We start from the raw sequence: 22,893 nt of genomic DNA on the forward strand, positions 1-22,893 counted from the left end.
CCTTCGTTCAGACTTGCCATGATGCAAAATTGGTAATATATTTTTACCAATAAGAGACGGAGGAGTCGATTGATGGAAATGCCAGCCCCAGATGCCAGCGTGCTGTCGCGCAAGGATATCATTGTCGAACGGCTCCGCGAGGTTTTGCCGCAAGGCGCTGTGATTTCTGACGTTTCCGAGACGCGCGCCTACGAATGCGATGCGCTGACAGCCTACAAATGCCCACCTCTCTGCGCAGTCCTGCCTGCCAATACCGAAGAAGTCGCGGCGGTCATGAAGGTCTGCCATGAACTTGAGGTCCCCGTCGTGCCGCGTGGGTCCGGCACCTCGCTGGCCGGTGGCGCCTTGCCCACAGCCGACAGTGTCATCCTGGGCGTGGCGCGGATGAACCAGGTGATCGAAACCAATTACGACGACCGCTACATCAAGGTGCAGACGGGCCGCACGAACCTCTCGGTCACCGGCGCAGTTGAGGCGAATGGCTTTTTCTATGCGCCTGATCCCTCCAGCCAGCTGGCCTGCGCCATCGCTGGTAACATTGCGATGAATTCCGGCGGAGCGCATTGTTTGAAGTACGGGGTGACAACCAATAACCTGATGGGCGTCACGATGGTCATGATGGATGGCACCGTGGTTGAGATTGGCGGGGCGCATCTGGATTCCGGCGGGCTCGATCTGCTGGGCCTGATCTGCGGGTCGGAGGGGCAGCTTGGCGTTGTGACCGAGGCAACCTTGCGCATCCTGCACAAACCCGAAGGCGCGCGGCCGGTTCTGATGGGTTATGACAGTTCGGAAGTGGCCGGGCAGGTGGTCACCGACATCATCAAGGCGGGTATCCTGCCGGTGGCAATCGAGTTCATGGATCGCCCCTGTATCGAAGCGACGGAAGCCTTTGCGAAGGCAGGCTACCCCATGTGTGAAGCGCTGCTGATCGTTGAGGTGGAAGGATCAGAGGCGGAAATCGACGCACAACTCAAACTGATCATGGAGATTGCCGCCAAGCACAAACCGGTGGAACTGCGCGAGGCGAAAGACGCGGACGAGGCCGGGCGCATCTGGCTGGGCCGCAAATCGGCCTTTGGCGCGATGGGTCAGATCAACGACTACATGTGCCTTGATGGCACGATCCCCGTCTCGTCCCTGCCATTCGTGCTGAAGCGCATAGGCGAGATGTCGAAGGAGTTTGGATTGGATGTGGCCAATGTTTTCCACGCGGGCGACGGCAACATGCATCCATTGATTCTGTTTGATGCCAACAAACCGGGCGACCTGGAGCTTTGCGAACGGTTCGGTGGTGAGATCCTGAAACTTTGTGTTGAGGTGGGCGGATGCCTGACCGGCGAGCATGGCGTAGGCATCGAAAAACGCGATCTGATGAATGTGCAGTTTGACCCGGTTGATCTGGAGGCGCAGATGGCCGTCAAGGATGTGTTTGATCCGAAATGGCTGCTGAACGCGGCGAAGGTGTTCCCACTCGATACATCCACTGAACGTCGTGCTGCTTAGGGGCTTTGCCCCTCGGGCTGGCGCCCTCACCCCAGGATACTTTTGGCCAAAAGAGGTTCAATGACACCGACAAGCGAAGAAGAATTGTCCGAGATCATCGCGGGCAGCAATGGCCCGTTGCGGGTCAAGGGCGGCGGGACGCGGCCAATCGGGAAGACCGACGGGGCGGAGCTGTCACTGGCTGGCATGTCGGGCATTACACTCTACGAGCCGGGCGCGCTGACCATTGTTGCAAAGGCGGGCACGCCCATCTCGGAGATTGAAGCGGAACTCACCAAGGAAAATCAGCGGCTTGCCTTTGAGCCGATGGACCACCGTGCGTTGCTGGGCAGCAAGGGTGAGCCGACGATTGGCGGTGTCGTCTCGGCAAATGTCTCCGGCCCGCGGCGCATATCAGTGGGGGCCTGCCGGGACTTCATGCTGGGCATTCGGATGGTCGATGGGTCCGGCAATATCGTCAAGAACGGTGGCCGTGTGATGAAAAACGTCACCGGATATGACCTTGTGAAGCTGATGACCGGTGCATACGGCACGTTGGGCGTGCTGACGGAAGTGTCCATGAAAGTGCTGCCCGATGTGGCGGCGCAGGCCATGCTGGTACTGGATGGGCTGGATGATACACAGGCGGTCGCTGCAATGTCTGCAGCGTTGTCATCGCCTTATGAGGTCACAGGCGTGGCGCACGACCCGCAAACAGCCAAGACCCTGTTCCGGCTCGAAGGATTTCCGGATTCCATTGCCTATCGTGCAGAGGCGCTGACAAAGCACCTCGCCAAATTCGGTGCTGCCGAAACGATTGACGACACGGAAAACGTGAAAATGGCATGGGCCGACATTCGCGATGTCCGCGGCTTTGCGGGTCAGGACGGGGATGTCTGGCGGATCTCGACCAAGCCATCCGATGCACCGGGCCTTGTCACTAAGATCGGCGCAAAAGTGGTGCAATATGATTGGGGCGGCGGTTTGATCTGGGCGCTGACGGATACAGGGCGCGACATTCGGCCCGCATTGAATAGCTTTGACGGGCACGCCACGCTGATCCGCGGGGATGCAGCACCCACCTTCCACCCCGAACCCGCACCACTGGCCGCAATCTCGGCCGGCTTACGGGACAAATTCGACCCACGCGGCATCCTCAACCCCGGAATGATGGGATGACGGCGGTGCCGATGGACCCATACAGCTACGTTGCCGGTCGTTTGCCAACCGATCAGCGCAAAGCGATCCGCGCGTTTTGGTCGCATTTTGAAGCCAATGCAGATGCTCTGGATCAATATTTCAGTTCCAAAATGACCGAGATAACAACGGACCCATCCGAGGTGATGGCCGCTCTAGGATCGGTGTCGCCCGAACTGATGTGGGAGTTCGGACCATCGGACCGCGGTCATGCGCTGACGGTCACGGCAGAGTGGCATGACGACAATCGTCCCCTTGCCCGGGCCGTGCATGACATGGCACCTGACCTGCCACGCTGGCGGTTCCACGAGGTGCGATCAGGCGAAAGTGACAGCCGGGTAACGGCAGACTACTTCGCCGCCAGATTCGGCAAACCGCTTGCACTGACCCATATCGATACAGCACTTGGCCGCGATGGGCGGATTGACCTGACGGCCCGTGGGCAAGGCAACGCAAAGACGCTGGCCGATCAGGCGCTGCAGGCCGCCAGCATTGTTCTGGGCGAAGAGGTGGATCGCGACTGGTTGGGGTTTATCGATGGCGCACCGACCGCGAAGGCTGGTATATTCGGGCGGCTGCGTCAGCAACCGGCGGAACCGTTTGATGCGGCGGGCTTTGCCGAACGTTTTCGGGCCACAATCGCAGACGCAAAGTCACAGATGCCGCAACAACCCTACTCCGCTGTCCCACCAGACAATCGCGAAGCCATACTATTTAAGGCTAACAAGATACATTCTGATCACCGACGCTGCGATCTCATGACTTTTACGACATCCAGCGAGACTTACGGTCATGCGGTCCTGTCAGGTGGGCGGTTTTCCTCACGCTGTCACAGCCTGCATGATGAGTGGTTTTTATACCTCCGCATCCCGCGCACCTCGGACACACCTTTTGACGATGTCAGCGAGCGTGGCGCAATAGAAGACCGCTTGCACGACGCGCTGTCGGCGGATGGGCTCGGCGGCATGGTAGCCGCAGGACATGGTCAGGAAGCTGTCTATATCGATCTGGCTGTCACTGACGTTGCTCTGGCGGTAGAGCGGGTTGCGCAAACACTGGGCGGTGAAATTTATGCTGATGCCGCAACCCTTCATTTCCTGGACCAGGGGTTGCAGCGACTGATCATTCCGGCAGCGCCGGACCTTTTGACACTCAACTGATGGCAGGCTGATGCAGACGACATTCACACCCGAACAGCTCAAAGATCCTGGCATCCAAAGGTCGAACGAGATCCTGCGCACATGTGTGCATTGCGGGTTTTGCACGGCGACCTGCCCAACATATCAAGTGCTGGGCGATGAGCTCGACAGCCCACGCGGGCGGATTTACCTGATCAAGGACATGCTCGAAAATGAGCGAAAACCGGATGAGAAGACAGTCAAGCATATCGACCGCTGTCTGTCTTGCCTCGCCTGTATGACGACCTGTCCATCGGGTGTGCACTACATGCATCTGGTCGATCATGCGCGCTCCTATATCGAAAAGAACTATGACAGGCCCTGGTCCGACCGTGTGCTGCGCTGGCTGCTCGCGCGCATTCTGCCTTATCCAACGCGGTTTCGCCTCGCCTTGTTGGGCGCAAAGATCGGGCGGCCCTTTGCGGGGCTGATGCCCGATGCAAGGCTGCGCGCGATGCTGGAGATGGCCCCGAAAGTGATCCCACCTGTCAGCCGCAATGACGACCCGCAGACCTTTCCGGCGGCAAACAAGAAGATGCGCGTGGCACTCATGACCGGCTGCGCGCAAAAGGCGCTGAACACGGATATCAACGACGCGACCATCCGCCTGCTCACCCGTCTGGGGGCAGAGGTGGTGGTGGCCGAAGGCGCCGGGTGCTGCGGGGCCTTGACCCATCACATGGGCAAGGAAGATGAAAGCCACGCGACGGCGGCCAAAAACATCCGCGCCTGGGCGCGTGAGATGGATGGCGATGGCTTGGATGCCATCGTCATCAACACCTCTGGCTGCGGGACCACGGTGAAGGACTACGGCCATATGTTCCGCAACGACCCGCTCGCCGCAGATGCCGCACGCGTCGCTGATATCGCGATGGATGTGTCCGAACTCCTGATGAAACTCGATCTGCCGGAGGGCGCTGATAAGGGCACCAAGGTCGCTTATCACGCCGCTTGTTCGCTTCAGCATGGGCAGCAGATCAAGACCTATCCCAAGGATTTGCTGAAAAAGGTCGGTTTCACTGTGCTTGAGCCTGCCGACAGCCATCTCTGCTGTGGCTCAGCCGGGACCTACAACCTGATGCAGCCGGAAATCTCTAAACAGCTGAAAGACCGTAAAGTGCAGACGCTTGAGGCGCTGACGCCAGATATGATCGCAGCAGGCAATATCGGCTGCATGATGCAAATCGGCGGCGCGACGGAGGTGCCGATTGTGCACACCGTCGAGTTGCTGGATTGGGCAACAGGTGGCCCGCAACCCCCGGCACTGACAGCACCCGGGAAACGTGAACCGGCCATTCCCATCCTGCGTTAGATCTCGCGACGTTTGTGCCATAAATCTGCCGTAACTCTCGCCCATCTTGCTGCGAAAGGATGGTGGACATGACGCGGCGATTTCTTTTTGGTTTTGTATTCATGATGATAGGTGCCGTGATGGCACCCGCGCAGGAATCGGACCTGATCTCGCTTGAAACGCGGCAGGACAGCCAGGGCTGGGAGGCGGTCGGGCGGCTCGACATTCGTGGCAAGGGGTTTTGCACGGCCGCACTGATACGCGATCGGTTGATCCTGACCGCCGCGCATTGCCTTTTTGACGACGATGGCAGCCTGATACCGGCAGAGCGTTTCGAATTTCGCGCCGGCCTGCGTGACGGGCGTGCCGCCGCCACACGCAACATCACCCGCGCCATCGCCCACCCCGATTACAGCCATAATGGTGAGGCAACACGCCCCGCAGAGGTTGCCAAGGACATCGCCGTGCTGGAGCTTGATCGCCCCATTCGCGCTGTCAGGATGCGCCCCTATCTGATTGCGGAGCAACCGTTGACCGGCGATCAGGTCGGCGTCGTTTCCTATGGCCGGGGCCGCGAGGATGCGCCAAGCTTGCAAGAGGTTTGTCAGGTCCTGGGGCGTCAGACCGGCGTGATCGTGATGACATGCGATGTCGAATATGGCTCGAGCGGGTCACCCGTTTTCATGATGCGCGATGGGCAGACCAAGATCGCATCCGTTGTCTCGGCCATGGCACAGGTTGACGGGCGCAAGGTTGCCTTGGGCACGTCGCTGCAAGGCCCGCTGACCAGCCTGCTCGCGCACTTTGCCGCGATGGGGCCAGCGCGCCCCGGCGGCACGCAGCGCCTGATCAGCACTGGCGAACGCAATGACACAGGTGCGAAATTCATCAGCGCCGACTAGGGTCTTGAAAGCGCAATCATCCCTTCCCAAGTACTTATCAGCAGGGCGCCAAAGATGGGCTCTGCAATCAACCGGTTTGTCCCGGATGGGAAAACCAAAAACTGTTATCGCTTGATAGAGGATGACCCAAATGCGCAGTCTTGATCTTACACCGCTTTACCGTGCCACCGTTGGCTTTGACCAAATCGCTGATCTGATGGATCGCGCCCTTGCCAGTGACGTCGGCCAGAACAGCTACCCCCCCTACAATATCGAAAAGACCGATGACGATGCCTGGCGGATTTCCATCGCTGTGGCCGGTTTTTCCGAAAACGACCTCGCGATTGAAGTCAAAGACCGTGCGCTGCTTGTGACGGCACGCAAGGCCGAGGATGGCGCAGATCGCAAATACCTGCATCGCGGCATCGCCACCCGCGCGTTTGAGCGGCGTTTCCACCTCGCCGATCACGTAAAGGTCACAGGTGCGAGCCACGAAAATGGTATGTTGCATATCGATCTGGTGCGTGAAGTGCCCGAGGCGCTGAAACCCCGCCGGATTGAGATCGCCTCGTCTGGCAAGACAGATGCCAACCTGGTGGAAGCCAAGTCAGTTAACTAAGGCTTAGACCTTTTTCGTGATCGCAAAATCCTTCGAAGGATTTTGTTCAGAGTTTTCGATAATTCTGGCGGGCCGCGGCGCTAATGCGCTGCGGCCCAATTTGCTCCCTGTCCTGCATCCACCGCGAGCTTGACGTCAAGTTTCACGGCCGGGTCGCTCGCTCCTTCCATTACATCGCGGGCGACACCGATCAGATCATCGACTGCCCCTTCTTCGACTTCGAAAAGCAGTTCGTCGTGGACCTGCAGAAGCATTTTCGCAGGCACGCCTTTGATCGCTGCGGGCATACGGATCATCGCACGGCGGATCACATCGGCGGCCGTACCCTGAATCGGCGCGTTGATCGCGGCACGCCGGGCAAAGCCCGCATGTGGCCCTTTCGCATTGATCTCCGGCGTGTTGATCTTCCGCCCGAAGAGCGTCTCCACATAGGTGTTGTCTTTCGCAAAGGCGATTGTGTCGTCCATGTATTTGCGAATGCCGGGGAACCGCTCAAAATACCGGTCGATGAAGCCTTGCGCCTCACCGCGTGGAATACGCAGGTTGCGCGCCAAGCCAAAACCGGAAATCCCATAGATCACACCGAAATTGATCGCCTTGGCCTGACGCCTGATTTCCGGTGTCATCTCATCAAGCGGGACGTCGAACATCTCGGAGGCTGTCATTGCGTGAATGTCGATCCCATCCAGAAAGGCCTGTTTCAGCGCGTCGATTCCGGCGATATGCGCCAGAATCCGCAGCTCGATCTGGCTGTAGTCCAGACTGACGATCACCTTGCCATCTTCGGCCACAAAAGCCTCTCTGATCCGGCGCCCTTCTTCGGTCCGCACCGGGATATTCTGCAGGTTCGGATCGGTTGAGGCGAGTCGTCCGGTATTGGCCCCGGCAATAGAATACGAGGTATGGACACGCCCAGTATCGGGATTGATATGGTTTTGCAGCGCGTCGGTATAGGTTGATTTCAGCTTGGATAATTGCCGCCAATCCAGGATCAGCCCGGGCAATTCATGCTCGGTCGCCAGATCCTCCAGCACATCAGCCCCGGTGCCATATGCACCCGTTTTGCCCTTTTTGCCGCCCGGCAGACCGAGTTCATCAAACAGGATTTCACCCAATTGCTTGGGTGAGCCCACATTAAATTGCCGCCCCGCCTTTTCCTGGATCTCATCCTCCAGCCCCGCCATTTTCTGGGCAAAGGCGTTGGACATGCGGCTCAACGTGTCGCGATCCACCTTGATCCCGTCACGCTCCATCCGCGCAAGAACCGGGATCAGGGGCCGCTCCAGCGTCTCGTAAACGGTCGTGACTCGTTTGACATGCAATTGCGGCTTGAAATGCTGCCACAAGCGCAGGGTGATATCCGCGTCCTCGGCGGCATAGGCGGTGGCTTTGTCAATAGGCACGCGGTCAAAGGTAATGGCCGATTTCCCGCTGCCCAGAAGTGGTTTGATGGGGATCGGCGTGTGGCCCAGATACCGTTCCGACAGGATGTCCATGCCATGATTGTGTAGACCGCCATGCATCGCATAGGACATCAGCATCGTGTCATCGATCGGGGCCACATCCACGCCATAACGCGCAAAGATCTTGGCATCGTATTTCATGTTCTGCCCGATCTTGAGGATCGCGGGATCCTCCAGAACCGGTTTTAATGCCTCCAGACAGGCCTCCATCGGCATCTGCCCCTCAGCGATGTCGTCAGAACCGAAAAGATCGTCCGATGCGGCGGCCTTGTGCGTCAGCGGGATGTAGCACGCCTCCCCCGGTTCGACGCAAAGCGAGATGCCGACGAGGTCGGCAATCATCTCGTTCAGACCCGTCGTCTCCGTATCAACCGCCACATAGCCACGCTCGCGAATACGGGCGACCCAGTCCTGCAAGGCGGTTTCATCGGTGACAGAAGTGTATTTCTCGGCGTCGAACGGCACCGCTTCGGGTGTTGCCGTTTGGGTTTCCGGTGCCGGCGCCTCAATCACCGGTGCCTCAACGCCCAGCCTGTCGGCGATACGCTTGGTGACAGTTCGAAACTCCATTTCGGCCAGAAAGCCCATCAGAACCTCTGCGTCGGGCTCCTTGACCTCCAGATCATCCAAACCGAAATCCAAGGTCATCTCGCAATCGAGCTGGACCAGCTTCTTCGACAGCTCAATCTGCGCGCGGTGATCAATCAGCGTCTGACGGCGCTTTGGCTGCTTGATCTCTTCCGCGCGGTCGAGCAGGCTTTCCAGATCGCCAAATTCGTTGATCAAAAGCGCCGCCGTCTTGATCCCGATCCCCGGCGCACCGGGGACGTTGTCGACACTGTCGCCTGCAAGCGCCTGCACATCCACGACACGCTCTGGCCCCACGCCGAATTTCTCGAACACACCGTCGCGGTCGATCCGCTTGTTCTTCATCGGGTCGAGCATCTCGACACCATCACCCACCAACTGCATCAAATCCTTGTCCGACGACACAATTGTCACCCGCCCACCGGCATCGCGCGCCTGATGGGCGAGGGTGCCGATGATATCATCGGCCTCAAACCCTTCCATCTCTTCACAGGCGATGTTGAAGGCTTTGGTCGCGGCCCGGGTCAGGGGGATTTGCGGACGCAAATCCTCGGGCATTTCATCGCGATTTGCTTTGTACTGATCATACATTTCGTTACGAAATGTATGACTGCCTTTGTCAAAAATGACCGCAACATGGGTGGCGGCGTCGGGGCCGTTATTCGCCTCCACATAGCGCTGCAGCATGTTCACGAAACCGCTGACCGCGCCCACAGGCAAGCCATCCGATTTGCGCGTCAGCGGTGGCAGGGCGTGATAGGCGCGAAAGATGAATGCAGAGCCATCGATCAGATGCAGATGACAGCCTTTGCCGAATTGGGTTGTCATGACAGGCTCCTTTACGTGGCAACCCTTTCGTTTTGCCACGATCAGGACGAGGCTGCCAGATCAGACTTCACCCTCGAAGTCCCGATGAATGATCTTGGCGTCGCAATAGGGGCATTCGACCCAGCCGCGATCCTGCGGGATTTGCAGCCAGACCCGTGGATGGCCCAGCGCGCCTTCGCCGCCGTCGCAGGCCACGCGCCACTCATCCACAATGCGGGTCTCTGGGGCGGGTGTTGTCGTCATCGCGCGTCCTGTCTGCTTGCGGCGGGTCGCGGCCCGCTTTAGATCATCGCGGGTATAGCGCAGCCCAATCCTTGGGGGAAGTACCCGTATGACCGACAATGCCATCGAAATTCAGGGTCTGAAAAAGACTTATGCGAGTACCGGCAAAGCGCCCGCAAAAGAGGCGCTGAAAGGCATTGACCTGACCATCCCGCGCGGGTCGATTTTCGGGCTGTTGGGCCCGAATGGCGCAGGAAAGTCTACGCTGATCAACATCCTTGCCGGGTTGGTGGTGAAGACGGCGGGCACAGTGAAAATCTGGGGCTTTGATCAGGACAAGAACCCGCGCCAGTCGCGTGCTGCAATCGGGGTGATGCCGCAGGAGCCCAATCTTGATCCGTTCTTTACACCAGCTGGATCACTTGATGTTCAAGCGGGGCTTTATGGTGTACCCAAGGCGCAGCGCCGGACCGCAGAAATCCTCGACCTGATCGGTCTGACCGACAAGGCCGATGCCTATGCACGGTCGCTCTCGGGCGGCATGCGGCGGCGGCTCTTGTTGGGCAAGGCACTGGTCCATTCGCCGCAAATCCTCGTTCTGGATGAACCAACGGCCGGAGTGGATATCGAGTTACGCAACATGCTTTGGCAGAATGTGCGCAATCTCAATGAACAGGGCATGACGATTATTCTGACGACCCATTACCTCGAAGAGGCGGAAGAGATGTGTGATGACATCGCCATCATCAATCATGGCGAGGTGATTATCCGCGATTCGACCCAAAACCTGCTGGGGCGCTTGGACAGCAAAACGCTGGTGATTACACCGGCCCATGCAGCGGACTTGCCCGCCCTGCCGGAAGAGATCAAAGGCGATAAAGCAGCCGACGGGACGCTGAGCTTTACGTATCAAAGCGAGAAGACGCCCGCCGATCAGATCCTGTCGCTCGTCCGTGATGCGGGCATCATGATCAAGGATGTCCGCACGCAAGAGGCTGATCTGGAGGACGTTTTCCTGTCACTCACAAGGGCGCAATAGGCGCGCCTAACCCTGTAGCATGCGCCCCAATTGGCGCCCGCCGATGATGTGCATGTGGTAATGCGGCACGTCCTGCACGCCATGGGTGCGCGTATTGCTGATCGCGCGAAACCCGCCATCGGTGTCGGTCAAGCGGCATACCTCGGCCACGGCTTGCATAAAACCCACCTGTTCATCGGGCGAGGCATCGCGGGCGAAGTGATCAAGACTGACATAAGGCCCCTTCGGGATCACCAGCACATGAACGGGCGCCTGCGGATTGATGTCATTGAAGGCCAAAGCGTGATCGTTTTCGTAGACCGTCTGGTTGGGGATTTCCCCGCGCAGGATTTTGGCAAAGATGTTCTGATCGTCATAGCTATAGTCCATCGGGATCCTCAATCAACAAAGAGATGCGGGGTTTCGGCCAGTGTCTTGGCGACATCGCGATTGACGCTTAGAAATTGCACCAAGGCATCGGCATTTTCGTCAACCGATGCAGTATCGGACATGCGGCTGGCATTCGGAAAATCGACATCCCGGATGCTGTCGCGTTCAAAGATCATGTCATGCCTGATCGTCGGCAAAAGGCGCGCCATCGTCGCCTCGCTCGTGTTCTCGCCAGCAAGTCCCACGCGTTTGGCGTGACCGATGAGATAGTCATCATCAAAGCGACATTCGATCTCAAGCAGACGCACCACGGCCCGGTCGGTAAAGAAGTCCTGCATCAGATCAAGGCTGGACGTATCAAGGCAAATGACCAACCGGTCGCTTTCGTAATGGTCGAACACCATCCGCATCAATGCGCGACGATGGCGGCTGCGTTTTTCCAGCGTCGTCTCGATACCGCCGAGATCAGGAAGTGGCGTGTCCTCTTCATTGAAGAGATAGGCAACGGCAGGGATGTTTGTGTGGTGTTCAATGGCGGCCACAAGTCGTTTGGCCACATGCCATTTCTTGCAGGCGATCATCAAAAGCTCACGCCCGCGGCCCAGCGTTGTCTCACGCTCCCAAAAGCGCGGCGCAAACCGGCGACCCACGCGGCCCCGGCCGGTCAGAAACTCAAACAGACGCCGCCCCTCGTTAGAGATCACAAAGTCCATCTGATCGCTGGCATAAAGATCGCCAAGCCGTTTCTGCAGATCATGTGCTTCGCTACTGATCTTGCGCGCAAAAAGGCCGTCCTGACCCAGCAGCAGATCGTAGTGGTCGTTGTAGAAGGTCACCGGCATGCCGTAATCGGTGAACATCAGGAATGTCAGTGTGCGGCTGTCAATCTCGCGCCCAGGCACAAGATGGCGGGTGAAGGTCTGAAAAAACGTCTCATCCGGGATCCAGGTGGTGCGGAAAAAACGGATCACATCGGGACGTTCTTTGATGAAAGCCAGGATCGCCTCAATCGTGTGGCGGCGCAGGCACCACCATTGGCTGCCAATCATGATATCGAGGTCAGCGGGGATAGGCCGTGTCAGCTTGAGCTTTTGCTGAAGCTCCAGCGCGGTGTAGAATCTCCGTTTCTGCGTGCGCTCGTTAAAGAAATGCCGGTAGATCAGCCGCTCTTCCCGAAAACCGGTTTTGATCCAGTTGCTGTCGAAGAAATCAAAGCTTTCAACAAAATCCATGTCATGCGCGTCAAGAAAACGATGGGCATAGCCCGCCGATTTGATCGGCATGCAATCGCCCGACACCATGTAAAAATGCGTGGCCTTGGGAAACGCATCGACAGCGGCGTAGACGGCGTAGAGCGTGGCTTGCACAAGGCTCCATTCGCCCCAGCCGCATTTGGCCCGTTTGGTGGCAAAGACGACATTCGGATCATCGGCCAGTGCTGAACGGATCGTCGCATAATCCTCGGCGCGCGCGGATGCATCAAAATGCACGGCGATGTAGTCGCCTGCGGCAGTCAACCGTTTCGCCTGGCGAATGATCGCCTCGGGGTTCTTGTGACACAGAAGGATATAAGCGATCTGAGCCATTTTTCCTCGTCGCGGGGTCCGTCCCGCTTCATAACGCGAAGAGACGTTGAAATAACAGGGTTTCTTTGATTTGTAGTGTCAACAGTTGAAAGGGTGAGGCAGGTGGCGAATTTTCCCGGAACATGGATGACGACCAGCGAAAGCGTCGTTTATCGGGTTGTCCCGAAATGCGCCTGCTCGACCATTGGCCAGATCATGTATTATTCGGATCATGGCGAGTTCTTCGACGGCGATATCCATGACGCCAAATCCGGTATTCACAAATGGGCGCTTGACGACAGCCAGGACAGAATTCGCGCCAATGTCAAAGACCACACGAGCTATGCGTTCACCTGCGTGCGCAACCCCTATACCCGGATCCTGTCGTCATTCTTCGACAAGATCTGCGGGATCCAGCGCAACGGCCAGTATTATCGCGGGAACCTTGTGCCGCTGCTGATCCAGAAATACGGGATCGAAGTGGGCGACCCGGAAAACGGCTTCGCGTTCGACCAGATCAAGAGTTTTCGCCGTTTTCTTCTATTCGCGCGTGACACGATCCGCTGGCGCCGCCCGATGGAGCCTGACATCCACTGGTCTGCCATGTCAGGCCATATCGCGACCTTCATCGTGAATGGCGGGCGCTACGATCACATCTTTTGGACCGAGAAGTTCAACGATGGGATGCAGCACGTCCTGAACGGGATCGAAACCCAGCATCAGGTGACGCTGGCCGACATCCCGCGCTTTAACGAAAGCGAGGGGCACGGGCCCAAGCGCGCCCATCCCGTTGAGGATTACTTTGACGACCTCTCGATGCACATTGTTTATGAGATGTACAAAAAGGACTTCCGCATCTTCAAATACGATTTCGAAAATCCGTCCAACAAGATGCCCGTTGGCGAGATTGATCTGGATGAGGTGCACGCAAAGCTGGGGCAATAGCGGTTAACGGGTTGAGTTTTTGGACCTTTTGCGCCTAGACGCCTTCCAAAACTGAATTACATCGCAGCGCGATCAGCAAAGGTTCACCCATGTCCGTTGTGCTCATCCTTGGCAGTGGCCCGAATGTCGTGGAATGTCGCGACTGGTCGCGCGATCCATTTGACCGGATCGTGGCCATCAACAATGCCTGGGCCGTGCGTCCGGATTGGGATGACCTTATCCACCCGGAGGATTTTCCAAAAGACAAATGCCCGGTTGATATTGCGGCCCACCAGCGGATCATTACAGCGGCCGACTACGTCCCCTTACAAAACACCCTTGGTGGCTTCGTCTATGCAGGCGGCACGATGGCCTTCACCGCCGCCTACTGGGCGCTCGCCGCGCTGAAACCGCGTGTCATTGCGATGTTGGGATGCGACATGGTCTATCCTACGGGACAGAACACCCATTTCTACGGCAAGGGTGAGGCAGACCCTTTGCGGATCGATGTCTCGCTCAGATCGCTTGAGGCGAAATCCGCGCGGCTGATGGCGATGGCGGCGCGCCAGAATTGCGCGATGGTGAATCTCTCCAAGGACGAAAGTCGCCTGCTTCTGCCGCGCGCCACGCCGAAAACCCTAGGCGAAGCCGCGATCAGCCCCGTTGACCAAAGCGTCGTCAAAGCTGCTTTGGCGGAAGAGACGCGGCTGAACTATTACGTCCCGTCAGGCCGTTATTGGCTTGAGGAGGCACGGTTTGACACCGCAGCCGTCGACGCGCTGGATGCGCTTTGGCTGAAGGCCGTCGACGCAACGCAAACGGTGCAGTGAAAAAGGGGCCGAAACATGTTCGGCCCCAACGTCTTGTTTTCTGCTTTGCCGCTAACCTAGAAGTTTTGCGCCACGGTCTGCACAACCAGATTGTAAAGCTCTTGTGCAGGCACGCCTTCCACGCTGTTTTCGGCGATCCACCGTGCAGCGCTCGGTGCAGCAACCAGACTGTTGATGCGCGACTTGATTTCATCACCAAATGTCAGCTGAATGATGCTGCGGTCTTCGAGGGCAGGGAACCATGCCTGCATCGTCACATTTGTGTAGTGATCTACATAATGCTCCAACGCGGGCTCAACCGAGGACATCAACGCCTCACGGTGTTCGTCACTAAGGGCCTCAAACGCCGGTGTATTCATCACAACCGGGCAATTCGTCGTCCCCGGGTTCAGGTTTGTCGTCCACCATGAGCCACTTTCAATCACGCCAAACGCCATATGCGCATGTGGGGCAAAGCTTACCGCCGCAATCTCGCCTGAGCGCAGCGCGTCTGCCACGGCAGGTGCGGGGAGCGTCACGGCTGTGGCGCCGAGCGATTCAACCGCGTCGCCAATCCCGCCGGGGGCACGGATCGTCATCCGCGCAAAATCAGCAAGCGACGTGGGCGGCTGACCGGACCCCAAGAGGTTCTGCTGTGGCTGTGGCGACGGCATCAGCAATGTCGCATTCCAGCGGGCCATGTCAGCAATGGTGTAGGGATGCTCGTAAACAGCGACGGAGACCGCAACCTCTTGCTCAAGCGTCGAGACGCCAAGGAACGGCAATTCCAGCACATTGAGAGACGGGTTCTTTTCGGGGTTATAACCAGCGCAGAACTGCGCCATCTCAAACCGCCCTTGCGAAATGCCGTCGAGGTTTTCCACGCTGGGGGACAGCTCACCACCATAAACAAGGTTCAGGGTGAAATCGCCCTCGGTCTTTTCGTCAACCAGTTCAGCGAGCTTTTCGAGATGCTCGGTAAACGCACGGCGCTGCCCCCATAACGAAACGTTCCAGACCACCGGCCCGGCATTCAAGTCAGGGCATGCATCGCCAAAGCACTCGACCTGGTCAGCGCGCACGTTCAGCCGGCCCAGGATCGAATCGATCACGTAATTGCCATTGTTAAACTCAACCAGTTCGCCGGAGATGGTGTTCCCATCTGCCGTCTGCAAGGTAATTTCCTGTGCGGCGACCAAGCCTGGCAAACACAGGGCGGTCAAGGAGACGCAAAGTCCTGACTTGATCGATTGCCGGGCGTGTCGGACGAATGTGAACATACCGCTTTCCCTATCTGACATTTCAACTTCCAAACGTGTCGTCACCATGGGGCCACAATCAGCGATACATCGTCATATCGCTATCAATTTCCCCAGCAACGCCACTCTTCAGGTACCCTTGTTGAGTACCAATACGACAAAAATCAGCCGAAATATGGTTTATTGTTGGCTAAACAACTGCCTAACGCAAGGCGGCCAGTGTTCAAAACTAGATGAGGCCTTCTGCGGCAAATACCGTCTTAAGATCGGATTTGGGGCGCGGACCAATATGCCCGATGACCTCTGCCGCGGCGATGACGCCCATGCGCCCGCATGTCTCAAGCGGTTGACCTGTGGCAAAACCATAAAGAAATCCGGCGGCAAACTGGTCGCCAGCACCGGTGGCATCAACAGGCACAACCTTCCGCACGGGCACCTCAACCTGCATATCGCCCTGGCGCAGGATCACAGGATCGCCTGAACATGTGCAGACAACCGTTTCGCAAACCGCACTCGCCTGATCCAATGCAGCTTTCAGATCATCCGTTTCGTAAAGCGTTGTCCATTCGGCCGCATTGCCGACAACAAAATCCATATCCTCTGCGACGAGGCGCTGAAAATCGGCACGATGCCTGTCGGCGCAAAATGGATCCGAGAGGGTGATGCCAGACCTTCCGCCAGCGGCCCGCATGGATTGCGCCGCAGCCGTGAATGCGGTTTTTCCGTCATCCTTGTCAAAAAGATAGCCTTCGAGAAACAGGATCTTGCTGTCATCAAAAAGCGCTTCGGAAACGTCTGCCTGCCCCAAGTCAGCACCAGCCCCTAGATACGTGTTCATCGACCGCTCGCCATCAGGCGAAACAAAGATCATGGAACGTGATGTTGGCGCCTCAGCGTCTGCAGAGGGTGGATTCGGAAAAGCGGTTCCCGCCTCCTCCATACCCTTTGCATAAAAACGGCCCAATGCGTCATCCTTCACCTTGCCGATAAAGGCCGTTGAAAGCCCCAGACTGCCCAAACCGGCGACAGTATTGGCGACCGAGCCGCCCGGAGTTTCTGTGCGGTCCGTCATTGCGGCGTAAAGCACCTCGGCCCGGTCACGCTCGACCAATTGCATGATGCCCTTCTCAATCCCCATATGGTCGAGGAACGTATCCGCGGCATGGCCAATCACATCAACAATCGCATTGCCGATGCCGATCACGTCATAGTTGCTCATAAATTCTTGTCCTCAAACATACATAGATCACGGATCAGACAGGCCGCGCATTTCGGTTTTCTTGCGACACAGACATAGCGCCCGTGCAATATCATCCAATGATGAGCATGAAGTTGATAATCGGCAGGAATATGATCCTCGATGGCGCGCTCAACGGCACTTACGTCCTTGCCAACGGCCACACCGCTCCGGTTCCCAAAACGAAAGATATGGGTGTCAACTGCCTGCGCCGGTTGACGCCACCACATGTTCAGAACGACATTGGCTGTCTTGCGCCCCACACCGGGCAATGATTGCAAGGCGGCACGTGAGTTGGGCACCTCGCCGCCATAATCGTCGACGAGGATCTGGCTCATCTTCATGACATTCTTGGCCTTTTGCCGGAAAAGGCCAATTGTCTTGATATGCTCGGTGAGCCCATCAAGCCCCAGATCCAGCATCTTCTGCGGTGTGTCCGCCACTTTGAATAACGCCCGCGTAGCCTTGTTCACACCCGCATCGGTTGCCTGGGCCGATAGCGCAACTGCCACAACGAGGGTGTAGACATTCACATGTTCCAACTCACCCTTCGGTTCAGGTTCTGCGGCCTGAAAACGGGAAAAAATCTCGCGGATCGTGTGGTAATCAAGCTGCTTTGCCATTGCGCCGGTATGCCTTGGCCCTTCTCGGGGAGCAAGCGCAAGATGCGCAATTTCCGGGTCGCACCAGCCCGCCGCAATGCCTAATTTGGCGGTATGGAACAGACTGACACATATCACTATCAGGTCATGCGCCGCGCCATCGAAGCGATTGATGCGGCGGGAGAAACACAAATCACACTCGCTGATCTGGCGGCAGAAATGAACATGAGCCCGGCGCATTTTCAGCGGCTCTTTTCCTCATGGGTCGGCGTCTCACCGAAACGATATCAGCAATACCTGACCCTGGCCCATGCCAAGACGCTACTGAAAGAGCGGTTCACGACGCTGGAAACCGCCCATGCGGTGGGCCTCTCCGGATCGGGCAGGCTGCACGACCTTTTCGTCAGATGGGAGGCGATGAGCCCCGGCGACTATGCCCGCGACGGCGCTGATCTGACGATCTATTGGGGCTGGTTTGAAAGTCATTTTGGCCCCGCTTTAGTGATGGGAACAGATCGCGGCATCTGCGGTATCGCCTTCGCCGCAGAGGCGGGGCCGGAACCAGCCATGGCCGACCTGAAATCACGCTGGCCCAAGGCCACCTTCGTCGAAGACCCGACCTTTCTGCAGCCCTGGGCAACAGCCGCACTTGGGATGAGCGGCGAGACCAAGCTGCACATGATCGGCGCGCCTTTCCAATTGAAGGTATGGGAGGCCTTGCTAGCCATCCCGTCAGGTCATGTCACGACATATTCCGAGATCGCGCAAGCCATTGGACGCCCCAAAGCCGTCCGCGCGGTGGGCACTGCCGTTGGGCGCAATCCGGTCAGTTGGCTGATCCCCTGCCACAGAGCCTTACGCAAATCAGGGGGTTTGGGTGGCTATCATTGGGGGCTGCCGGTCAAGCGGGCAATGCTCGCATGGGAAGGCGCGCGTGCGGATGTGTCGGCGGGTGTGAGCTAAAACTGGCTAAAGCCCGCCAATCACCGCGCCGTTATTGGATATCACTGCCAAATTGCGCATAAGCTGTGCTATCCAAATCGCGCATTTTGCGCACCCATATCGACTGGAACCATAACCATGACCTTTACGAAATTCCCACTCATGCTGGCGGCGGCGTCGCTGACCTTTGTTGCTGCATGTGACCCGACGGGACCAAACGCGAACCAGAACACCCAGCAAGGCGCTTTGATCGGCGCGGCAGGCGGTGCATTGGTTGGCGCCTTGGCCAACAATGACGGCTCGATCCGTGAGCGCAATCAGGCGGCTCTGATCGGGGCGGCCCTTGGTGCTGGCGTTGGCGCCGGTGTTGGCAACAGCCTTGACCGTCAGGCCGAGGATTTGCGTCGCGCCCTGCGTCAGGATGTGGGCGTTTCCAACAACGGTCGCGACCTGCGCGTTGTGCTGTCGCAGGACCTGCTTTTCGCGACGAACAGCACGCAGATTTCCAGCGTCTCGCAGCGTGAACTCCTGATCGTGGCGCGGTCGCTGAACGACTATCCGAACACAACTGTCAACGTGATTGGCCATACCGACAGCGACGGCTCTGCCGCGTTCAACCAGGATCTGTCGCAGCGGCGCGCACAAGCTGTCGCCTCTGTCCTGCTCAGCGGTGGTGTCTCGCCAAGCCGCGTCCGTTCGCTGGGTGCCGGTGAAAGCCAGCCTGTGGCGTCGAACCAGACGGCCGCCGGCAAGCAGGCTAACCGCCGCGTTGAGATTGTGATCACACCGAACTAAGCGATTTAAAATCCGCAGAAGGGGTGGCAGATTTGCGGCCCCTTTTTTGTTGTCGACCTCCCGAATTGGTCATATCCTTTGACCAATAACGCAAGGTAAGACAGATGCCCTTTGAGCCAGTCCAACAGGAAAAACTATCACATGGGGTCATCCGGCAGATTGAAGGGCTGATCCTGCGGGGCATCCTGCGGCCCGGCGAAAGGCTGCCCTCTGAACGGGAACTGGCCGAGCGCATGCATGTCTCGCGCCCCTCCCTGCGCGAGGCTTTGGGTGATCTGCAGGAACGCGGGCTTCTGACCACCAAGGCGGGTGCGGGCGTCTATGTGGCTGATGTGCTAGGATCTGCCTTTGCCCCCGCGCTCGTAAAACTGTTCTCAACACATGAGCAGGCCGTTTCTGACTACATCAGCTTTCGCCGTGATATGGAGGGGCTCGCGGCAGAGCGTGCGGCGAAGCTTTCCAGCGATACCGACCTGAAGGTGATCGACACGATCTTTCAGAAGATGGAAGCGGCCCACCAAAAGCGTAATCCGGCGGATGAGGCGCATCTGGACGCCGATTTTCACCTGTCGATTATCGAAGCCAGCCACAACATCATCATGCTGCACATGATGCGCTCGATGTACGAATTGCTGCGTGAAGGCGTGTTTTACAACCGTTCGATCATGTTCAAACAGCGCACGACCCGCGACATGCTGCTCGACCAGCACCGGCAGATCAACATCGCGCTGCAGGCACGCGATCCGGCGGCCGCACGACGTGCGGTCGAAAAGCACCTCGATTTCGTTGACGAGGCGCTGAACCAGCAAAGAAAAGCGGACCAAAACGAGGTCTATTCGCAAAAGCGGTTCGAACACGAACTCAGACGCTCATAGTGCGCCTAACAAAAAACCCGCATGCCGAGTGGCATGCGGGCGTTCTAGCTGTTCTTGAAGCCGCCTAGTGCAGGCGTTCCGCAACAACGGCGATGGAATCGTCGATCAATGCACCGGCTGATTTTGCATCCATCTGCTTGGCCATCACGTCCTTGGCAGCGCCAACGGCAACCGCAATAGCCCGATCGCGCACTTCCTTCACGGCAGACGATTGCGCGCTCGTGATCTGTTCTTCGGCGGCAGCAAGACGGCGGGTGATCGACGCAGCGTTCTCATCCTTGGCTGCGGCTGCGGCATTGGTCGCCTCTTCCTTGGCCGATGCCACGATGCGCTCCGCCTGTTCCTGAACTTCTTTCTGCTTGCGCTCGTAAGAGGCTAGCAACGATTGCGCCTCTTCACGGAGGGCTTTTGCCTCATCAAGCTCTGCCTTGATGCTTTCGGCCCGCTTGTCCAGCAAGCCGCCGACCAGGCCCGGCACCTTGAAATACAGCAGGATGCCGATGAAGACGAGAAAACCAATCGTGACGACAAAGTCGGTATTCGCCAGCGAGAAGAACGGTTTGTCAGCCGCGAGTGCGGGCGATGCAGCGAGGACGAGCAGGGTCGAGAGTGTCAATCGCATGGCGCTTACCCCTTCATCCGTGCCGTGACGGCATCTGAAATGGACTTGGCATCAGCTGATCCGCCCATAGCCGCGACCAATTCCTTTGCCGTATCCATCGCAACTTCCGTCACGCTTTTCACAGCACCGTCGCGGATTTCTGCAATCGCGGCTTCGCTCTCGGCGGTTTTTGCGGCGATTTCTGCGTCAGCCTTCTGCATTTCGACATCAAGCTCTGCCTGAATCTCGGCCTTGGCTTCAGCGACAATCTTGGCCGCCTCGGTGCGGGCATCGACCAGTGCCTTTTCGTAAGCCGCTTCCGCCTCTTGCGCCTTTAGCTTCAGTTCTTCCGCCGCAGCGATGTCATTGGTGATCGTGCCTGAGCGTTCCGCAAGAACCGCGCCGATGCGGGGCAATGCAATGCGCGACATCACGAAATAGATGGCTGCGAGCGTGACAAGCAGCCAGAAAATCTGGTTGGGCATCCAGTCCGCGCAAAGTTGCGGCATGCCAAGGGCGGATCCCCCTGCATCAACGCAAACTCCTGCGGCGTCTGTTGTTTCTGTTGCCATGATGGCCCCCGAATACCTTGGGAATTTACCGGCTGATATTTAACACATCAGCCGGTCGTAAGGATATGGGTCGCTGTCTTAAACGGCGAACATCAAGAGAAGCGAGACAAGGAACGCGAAGATCCCCAGCGCTTCAGCAAAGGCCAGACCGATGAAAAGTGTCGCTGTCTGACCGGCAGCAGCGGATGGGTTGCGCAAAGCACCTGCGAGGTAGTTACCAGCCACGGTGCCCACACCGATAGCAGCGGCACCAGAACCGATTGCAGCCAGACCAGCGCCGATATGTGCGAGTTCGCCTTCCATTGTGAATTCTCCTTACGATTGGAAGTTGCGTAGGGCGGGTGATGTCACCCGCCAAACCTTAGTGATGCGGGTGAAGTGCGTCCTTGAGGTAGACGCATGTGAGAATGGTGAAAACGTAAGCCTGAATGCCGCAGACCAGCATCTCAAGCCCGTAAATGGCCACGATCCCGAAGATCGCGAGGGGGCTGACCAGTGTCAGTGCGGCAAAGCCCGCAAACACTTTCAGCACTGCGTGACCAGCCATGATGTTGCCTGCCAGACGAATGGAATGGCTGACAGGGCGCACGAAGTAGGAAATCACCTCAATTACCGCGATGATCGGGCGCAAGATCGCTGGTGCGTCCGACATCCAGAAGAGCCCCAGAAAGGATGCGCCGTTCTTCACAAAGCCCAGGATCGTCACCGCGATGAACACCCCGAAACCCAGGACGGCCGTGACCGCGATCATCGAGGTCGGGCTGTAGGAGGTCGGGATCAGCGCCAGATAGTTGGCAAACAGGATGAAGAGGAACAGCGTGATGATGTACGGGAAGTATTTAACACCATCCTTGCCCGCGACATCCTCAACCATCTTGTAGATGAAGCCGTAGATCAGCTCACCAATGGATTGCAGGCGCGTCGGCACGATGGCCCGGCCACGGCTGCCCAAGACGAATACACCGATGATCGCCAGCAGTGAGATCGCCATCCACAGCGTCACATTTGTTGGCGTATACCAGGCGACAGGGCCGTCGCTAAAGAGCGGTTTGACGATAAACTGATCCAGCGGATGAAAGACCAGACCACCAGCTTCACTATCTTCAGTCGCCACGCGCGTCACCCTCTTCTTCAGCAGCCGCCTGCTGCTTCATCTGCACCTCTTTGGCGGACCGCATCATGGTGAGGACACCGGCGGCAAGGCCAAAGAATATGAACAGCACCATCAAAAACGGTTGGGTCCCAAACAGGCTATCCAACCCATATCCGATGCCAAATCCGATCCCCAGACCGGACACAAGCTCTATCACCATGCGCCAGGCCAATTGCGCCTGGGAATAGTGTTCTTCCGAATGATCCTTGACCGTTTCCGGCTCTTTCAGCGCGGCTATTTTCGCCTCAAGTGCTTTCAGGCGGTCGGCTTCATCGCCATCGACCATGTGTCAGGACCCTTTGAAAGGTTGGGGATGGTCTAGGTGGCGGACTACAGAGAGTCAAGCGTCGGACATATGCAAATAAGTTGTTGATTTTGGTATGTATTTTTTGCCGCCTT

The 22,893-nt window shown here is 57.7% G+C and carries 24 protein-coding genes; 12 read left to right on the plus strand and 12 right to left on the minus strand.

What is annotated here, in order from left to right:
* The first annotated feature begins 72 nt into the window (after nucleotides 1-72).
* The 6 genes from SLH47_RS04460 to SLH47_RS04485 all read left to right on the plus strand — a co-directional run bounded on the left by SLH47_RS04460 (nucleotide 73) and on the right by SLH47_RS04485 (nucleotide 6,651).
* Nucleotides 73-1,506, plus strand: coding sequence for an FAD-linked oxidase C-terminal domain-containing protein (locus SLH47_RS04460; RefSeq protein ID WP_320238177.1), 1,434 nt, complete (start codon nucleotides 73-75; stop codon nucleotides 1,504-1,506).
* Between the two features lie 60 nt (nucleotides 1,507-1,566).
* Nucleotides 1,567-2,664 (plus strand): FAD-binding protein, encoded by a 1,098-nt coding sequence (locus SLH47_RS04465; protein WP_320238178.1) that lies wholly within the window; start codon nucleotides 1,567-1,569, stop codon nucleotides 2,662-2,664.
* An 11-nt stretch (nucleotides 2,665-2,675) separates the two neighbouring features.
* On the plus strand, nucleotides 2,676-3,842 hold the full coding sequence (locus SLH47_RS04470; RefSeq protein ID WP_320238179.1) for a hypothetical protein: 1,167 nt from the start codon (nucleotides 2,676-2,678) through the stop codon (nucleotides 3,840-3,842).
* A gap of 10 nt (nucleotides 3,843-3,852) precedes the next feature.
* The gene (glcF, locus tag SLH47_RS04475) at nucleotides 3,853-5,172 is read left to right on the plus strand and encodes a glycolate oxidase subunit GlcF (RefSeq protein WP_320238180.1); all 1,320 of its coding nucleotides are present in this window, start codon (nucleotides 3,853-3,855) and stop codon (nucleotides 5,170-5,172) included.
* A gap of 68 nt (nucleotides 5,173-5,240) precedes the next feature.
* Nucleotides 5,241-6,053: a trypsin-like serine peptidase gene (locus tag SLH47_RS04480; RefSeq protein WP_320238181.1), complete on the plus strand. Its 813-nt coding sequence runs from the start codon at nucleotides 5,241-5,243 to the stop codon at nucleotides 6,051-6,053.
* A gap of 130 nt (nucleotides 6,054-6,183) precedes the next feature.
* Nucleotides 6,184-6,651 (plus strand): Hsp20 family protein, encoded by a 468-nt coding sequence (locus SLH47_RS04485; RefSeq protein ID WP_320238182.1) that lies wholly within the window; start codon nucleotides 6,184-6,186, stop codon nucleotides 6,649-6,651.
* An 80-nt stretch (nucleotides 6,652-6,731) separates the two neighbouring features.
* Here the strand turns inward: SLH47_RS04485 and polA are convergent, their stop codons facing one another.
* Both polA and SLH47_RS04495 read right to left on the minus strand, forming a co-directional pair.
* Entirely contained in the window at nucleotides 6,732-9,530 is a 2,799-nt protein-coding gene (polA, locus tag SLH47_RS04490; protein WP_320238183.1) for a DNA polymerase I, read from the minus strand.
* Between the two features lie 60 nt (nucleotides 9,531-9,590).
* Nucleotides 9,591-9,773 carry a zinc-finger domain-containing protein gene (locus SLH47_RS04495; protein ID WP_320238184.1) on the minus strand — a complete coding sequence of 61 codons (183 nt, stop codon included), beginning with the start codon at nucleotides 9,771-9,773 and terminating at the stop codon, nucleotides 9,591-9,593.
* 88 nt (nucleotides 9,774-9,861) lie between these two features.
* On the opposite strand from SLH47_RS04495, the gene SLH47_RS04500 reads away from it, so the two are divergent.
* Nucleotides 9,862-10,791 carry an ABC transporter ATP-binding protein gene (locus SLH47_RS04500; protein ID WP_320238185.1) on the plus strand — a complete coding sequence of 310 codons (930 nt, stop codon included), beginning with the start codon at nucleotides 9,862-9,864 and terminating at the stop codon, nucleotides 10,789-10,791.
* Between the two features lie 6 nt (nucleotides 10,792-10,797).
* On the opposite strand, the gene SLH47_RS04505 is transcribed toward SLH47_RS04500, so the two are convergent.
* The gene (locus SLH47_RS04505; protein ID WP_320238186.1) at nucleotides 10,798-11,160 is read right to left on the minus strand and encodes an HIT domain-containing protein; all 363 of its coding nucleotides are present in this window, start codon (nucleotides 11,158-11,160) and stop codon (nucleotides 10,798-10,800) included.
* Between the two features lie 8 nt (nucleotides 11,161-11,168).
* Nucleotides 11,169-12,746, minus strand: coding sequence for a DUF5928 domain-containing protein (locus tag SLH47_RS04510; protein WP_320238187.1), 1,578 nt, complete (start codon nucleotides 12,744-12,746; stop codon nucleotides 11,169-11,171).
* A 126-nt stretch (nucleotides 12,747-12,872) separates the two neighbouring features.
* Between SLH47_RS04510 and SLH47_RS04515 the strand changes: the two genes are divergently transcribed.
* Entirely contained in the window at nucleotides 12,873-13,670 is a 798-nt protein-coding gene (locus SLH47_RS04515) for a sulfotransferase family protein (protein ID WP_320238553.1), read from the plus strand.
* An 89-nt stretch (nucleotides 13,671-13,759) separates the two neighbouring features.
* Nucleotides 13,760-14,479, plus strand: a complete 720-nt coding sequence (locus SLH47_RS04520; protein WP_320238188.1) for a hypothetical protein — start codon at nucleotides 13,760-13,762, stop codon at nucleotides 14,477-14,479.
* Nucleotides 14,480-14,535: 56 nt separating this feature from the next.
* Here SLH47_RS04520 and SLH47_RS04525 read toward each other — a convergent pair whose 3' ends face one another.
* The 3 genes from SLH47_RS04525 to nth form a co-directional block, all read right to left on the minus strand.
* Entirely contained in the window at nucleotides 14,536-15,738 is a 1,203-nt protein-coding gene (locus SLH47_RS04525; protein WP_320238189.1) for a C4-dicarboxylate ABC transporter substrate-binding protein, read from the minus strand.
* A 208-nt stretch (nucleotides 15,739-15,946) separates the two neighbouring features.
* Nucleotides 15,947-16,936: an adenosine kinase gene (locus SLH47_RS04530; protein WP_320238190.1), complete on the minus strand. Its 990-nt coding sequence runs from the start codon at nucleotides 16,934-16,936 to the stop codon at nucleotides 15,947-15,949.
* Nucleotides 16,933-17,577 (minus strand): endonuclease III, encoded by a 645-nt coding sequence (gene nth, locus SLH47_RS04535; RefSeq protein WP_320238191.1) that lies wholly within the window; start codon nucleotides 17,575-17,577, stop codon nucleotides 16,933-16,935. Before nth ends, SLH47_RS04530 begins: the two co-directional genes overlap by 4 nt.
* A 93-nt stretch (nucleotides 17,578-17,670) precedes the next feature.
* Here nth and SLH47_RS04540 point away from each other — a divergent pair, with 93 nt between their 5' ends.
* The 3 genes from SLH47_RS04540 to SLH47_RS04550 all read left to right on the plus strand — a co-directional run bounded on the left by SLH47_RS04540 (nucleotide 17,671) and on the right by SLH47_RS04550 (nucleotide 20,168).
* A complete protein-coding gene (locus tag SLH47_RS04540) occupies nucleotides 17,671-18,519 on the plus strand; it encodes a bifunctional helix-turn-helix domain-containing protein/methylated-DNA--[protein]-cysteine S-methyltransferase (RefSeq protein ID WP_320238192.1) in 849 nt (282 codons plus the stop codon).
* A 117-nt stretch (nucleotides 18,520-18,636) separates the two neighbouring features.
* Nucleotides 18,637-19,293, plus strand: a complete 657-nt coding sequence (locus tag SLH47_RS04545; RefSeq protein WP_320238193.1) for an OmpA family protein — start codon at nucleotides 18,637-18,639, stop codon at nucleotides 19,291-19,293.
* A 104-nt stretch (nucleotides 19,294-19,397) separates the two neighbouring features.
* Entirely contained in the window at nucleotides 19,398-20,168 is a 771-nt protein-coding gene (locus tag SLH47_RS04550; protein WP_320238194.1) for a FadR/GntR family transcriptional regulator, read from the plus strand.
* 64 nt (nucleotides 20,169-20,232) lie between these two features.
* Here the strand turns inward: SLH47_RS04550 and SLH47_RS04555 are convergent, their stop codons facing one another.
* From SLH47_RS04555 to SLH47_RS04575, 5 genes are all read right to left on the minus strand, one after another.
* Nucleotides 20,233-20,790 (minus strand): F0F1 ATP synthase subunit B, encoded by a 558-nt coding sequence (locus SLH47_RS04555; protein WP_320238195.1) that lies wholly within the window; start codon nucleotides 20,788-20,790, stop codon nucleotides 20,233-20,235.
* Nucleotides 20,791-20,795: 5 nt separating this feature from the next.
* Nucleotides 20,796-21,341 carry a F0F1 ATP synthase subunit B' gene (locus tag SLH47_RS04560; protein WP_320238196.1) on the minus strand — a complete coding sequence of 182 codons (546 nt, stop codon included), beginning with the start codon at nucleotides 21,339-21,341 and terminating at the stop codon, nucleotides 20,796-20,798.
* 78 nt (nucleotides 21,342-21,419) lie between these two features.
* Nucleotides 21,420-21,644 (minus strand): F0F1 ATP synthase subunit C, encoded by a 225-nt coding sequence (locus SLH47_RS04565; protein ID WP_008233394.1) that lies wholly within the window; start codon nucleotides 21,642-21,644, stop codon nucleotides 21,420-21,422.
* Nucleotides 21,645-21,702: 58 nt separating this feature from the next.
* A complete protein-coding gene (locus tag SLH47_RS04570) occupies nucleotides 21,703-22,455 on the minus strand; it encodes a F0F1 ATP synthase subunit A (RefSeq protein ID WP_320238197.1) in 753 nt (250 codons plus the stop codon).
* The gene (locus tag SLH47_RS04575) at nucleotides 22,445-22,780 is read right to left on the minus strand and encodes an AtpZ/AtpI family protein (RefSeq protein WP_320238198.1); all 336 of its coding nucleotides are present in this window, start codon (nucleotides 22,778-22,780) and stop codon (nucleotides 22,445-22,447) included. Before SLH47_RS04575 ends, SLH47_RS04570 begins: the two co-directional genes overlap by 11 nt.
* Nucleotides 22,781-22,893: the final 113 nt, after the last annotated feature.

It is taken from the genome of Cognatiyoonia sp. IB215182, assembly GCF_033963905.1.
Classification (GTDB): Bacteria; Pseudomonadota; Alphaproteobacteria; order Rhodobacterales; family Rhodobacteraceae; genus Yoonia.

What these genes read in the sequence shown, in the direction of transcription:
- SLH47_RS04460 (WP_320238177.1), top strand. Translation starts at nt 73, where the DNA reads ATGGAAATGCCAGCCCCAGATGCCAGCGTGCTGTCGCGCAAGGATATC.
- SLH47_RS04465 (WP_320238178.1), top strand. Translation starts at nt 1,567, where the DNA reads ATGACACCGACAAGCGAAGAAGAATTGTCCGAGATCATCGCGGGCAGC.
- SLH47_RS04470 (WP_320238179.1), top strand. Translation starts at nt 2,676, where the DNA reads ATGGACCCATACAGCTACGTTGCCGGTCGTTTGCCAACCGATCAGCGC.
- glcF (WP_320238180.1), top strand. Translation starts at nt 3,853, where the DNA reads ATGCAGACGACATTCACACCCGAACAGCTCAAAGATCCTGGCATCCAA.
- SLH47_RS04480 (WP_320238181.1), top strand. Translation starts at nt 5,241, where the DNA reads ATGACGCGGCGATTTCTTTTTGGTTTTGTATTCATGATGATAGGTGCC.
- SLH47_RS04485 (WP_320238182.1), top strand. Translation starts at nt 6,184, where the DNA reads ATGCGCAGTCTTGATCTTACACCGCTTTACCGTGCCACCGTTGGCTTT.
- polA (WP_320238183.1), bottom strand. Translation starts at nt 9,530, where the DNA reads ATGACAACCCAATTCGGCAAAGGCTGTCATCTGCATCTGATCGATGGC.
- SLH47_RS04495 (WP_320238184.1), bottom strand. Translation starts at nt 9,773, where the DNA reads ATGACGACAACACCCGCCCCAGAGACCCGCATTGTGGATGAGTGGCGC.
- SLH47_RS04500 (WP_320238185.1), top strand. Translation starts at nt 9,862, where the DNA reads ATGACCGACAATGCCATCGAAATTCAGGGTCTGAAAAAGACTTATGCG.
- SLH47_RS04505 (WP_320238186.1), bottom strand. Translation starts at nt 11,160, where the DNA reads ATGGACTATAGCTATGACGATCAGAACATCTTTGCCAAAATCCTGCGC.
- SLH47_RS04510 (WP_320238187.1), bottom strand. Translation starts at nt 12,746, where the DNA reads ATGGCTCAGATCGCTTATATCCTTCTGTGTCACAAGAACCCCGAGGCG.
- SLH47_RS04515 (WP_320238553.1), top strand. Translation starts at nt 12,873, where the DNA reads ATGACGACCAGCGAAAGCGTCGTTTATCGGGTTGTCCCGAAATGCGCC.
- SLH47_RS04520 (WP_320238188.1), top strand. Translation starts at nt 13,760, where the DNA reads ATGTCCGTTGTGCTCATCCTTGGCAGTGGCCCGAATGTCGTGGAATGT.
- SLH47_RS04525 (WP_320238189.1), bottom strand. Translation starts at nt 15,738, where the DNA reads ATGTTCACATTCGTCCGACACGCCCGGCAATCGATCAAGTCAGGACTT.
- SLH47_RS04530 (WP_320238190.1), bottom strand. Translation starts at nt 16,936, where the DNA reads ATGAGCAACTATGACGTGATCGGCATCGGCAATGCGATTGTTGATGTG.
- nth (WP_320238191.1), bottom strand. Translation starts at nt 17,577, where the DNA reads ATGGCAAAGCAGCTTGATTACCACACGATCCGCGAGATTTTTTCCCGT.
- SLH47_RS04540 (WP_320238192.1), top strand. Translation starts at nt 17,671, where the DNA reads ATGGAACAGACTGACACATATCACTATCAGGTCATGCGCCGCGCCATC.
- SLH47_RS04545 (WP_320238193.1), top strand. Translation starts at nt 18,637, where the DNA reads ATGACCTTTACGAAATTCCCACTCATGCTGGCGGCGGCGTCGCTGACC.
- SLH47_RS04550 (WP_320238194.1), top strand. Translation starts at nt 19,398, where the DNA reads ATGCCCTTTGAGCCAGTCCAACAGGAAAAACTATCACATGGGGTCATC.
- SLH47_RS04555 (WP_320238195.1), bottom strand. Translation starts at nt 20,790, where the DNA reads ATGCGATTGACACTCTCGACCCTGCTCGTCCTCGCTGCATCGCCCGCA.
- SLH47_RS04560 (WP_320238196.1), bottom strand. Translation starts at nt 21,341, where the DNA reads ATGGCAACAGAAACAACAGACGCCGCAGGAGTTTGCGTTGATGCAGGG.
- SLH47_RS04565 (WP_008233394.1), bottom strand. Translation starts at nt 21,644, where the DNA reads ATGGAAGGCGAACTCGCACATATCGGCGCTGGTCTGGCTGCAATCGGT.
- SLH47_RS04575 (WP_320238198.1), bottom strand. Translation starts at nt 22,780, where the DNA reads ATGGTCGATGGCGATGAAGCCGACCGCCTGAAAGCACTTGAGGCGAAA.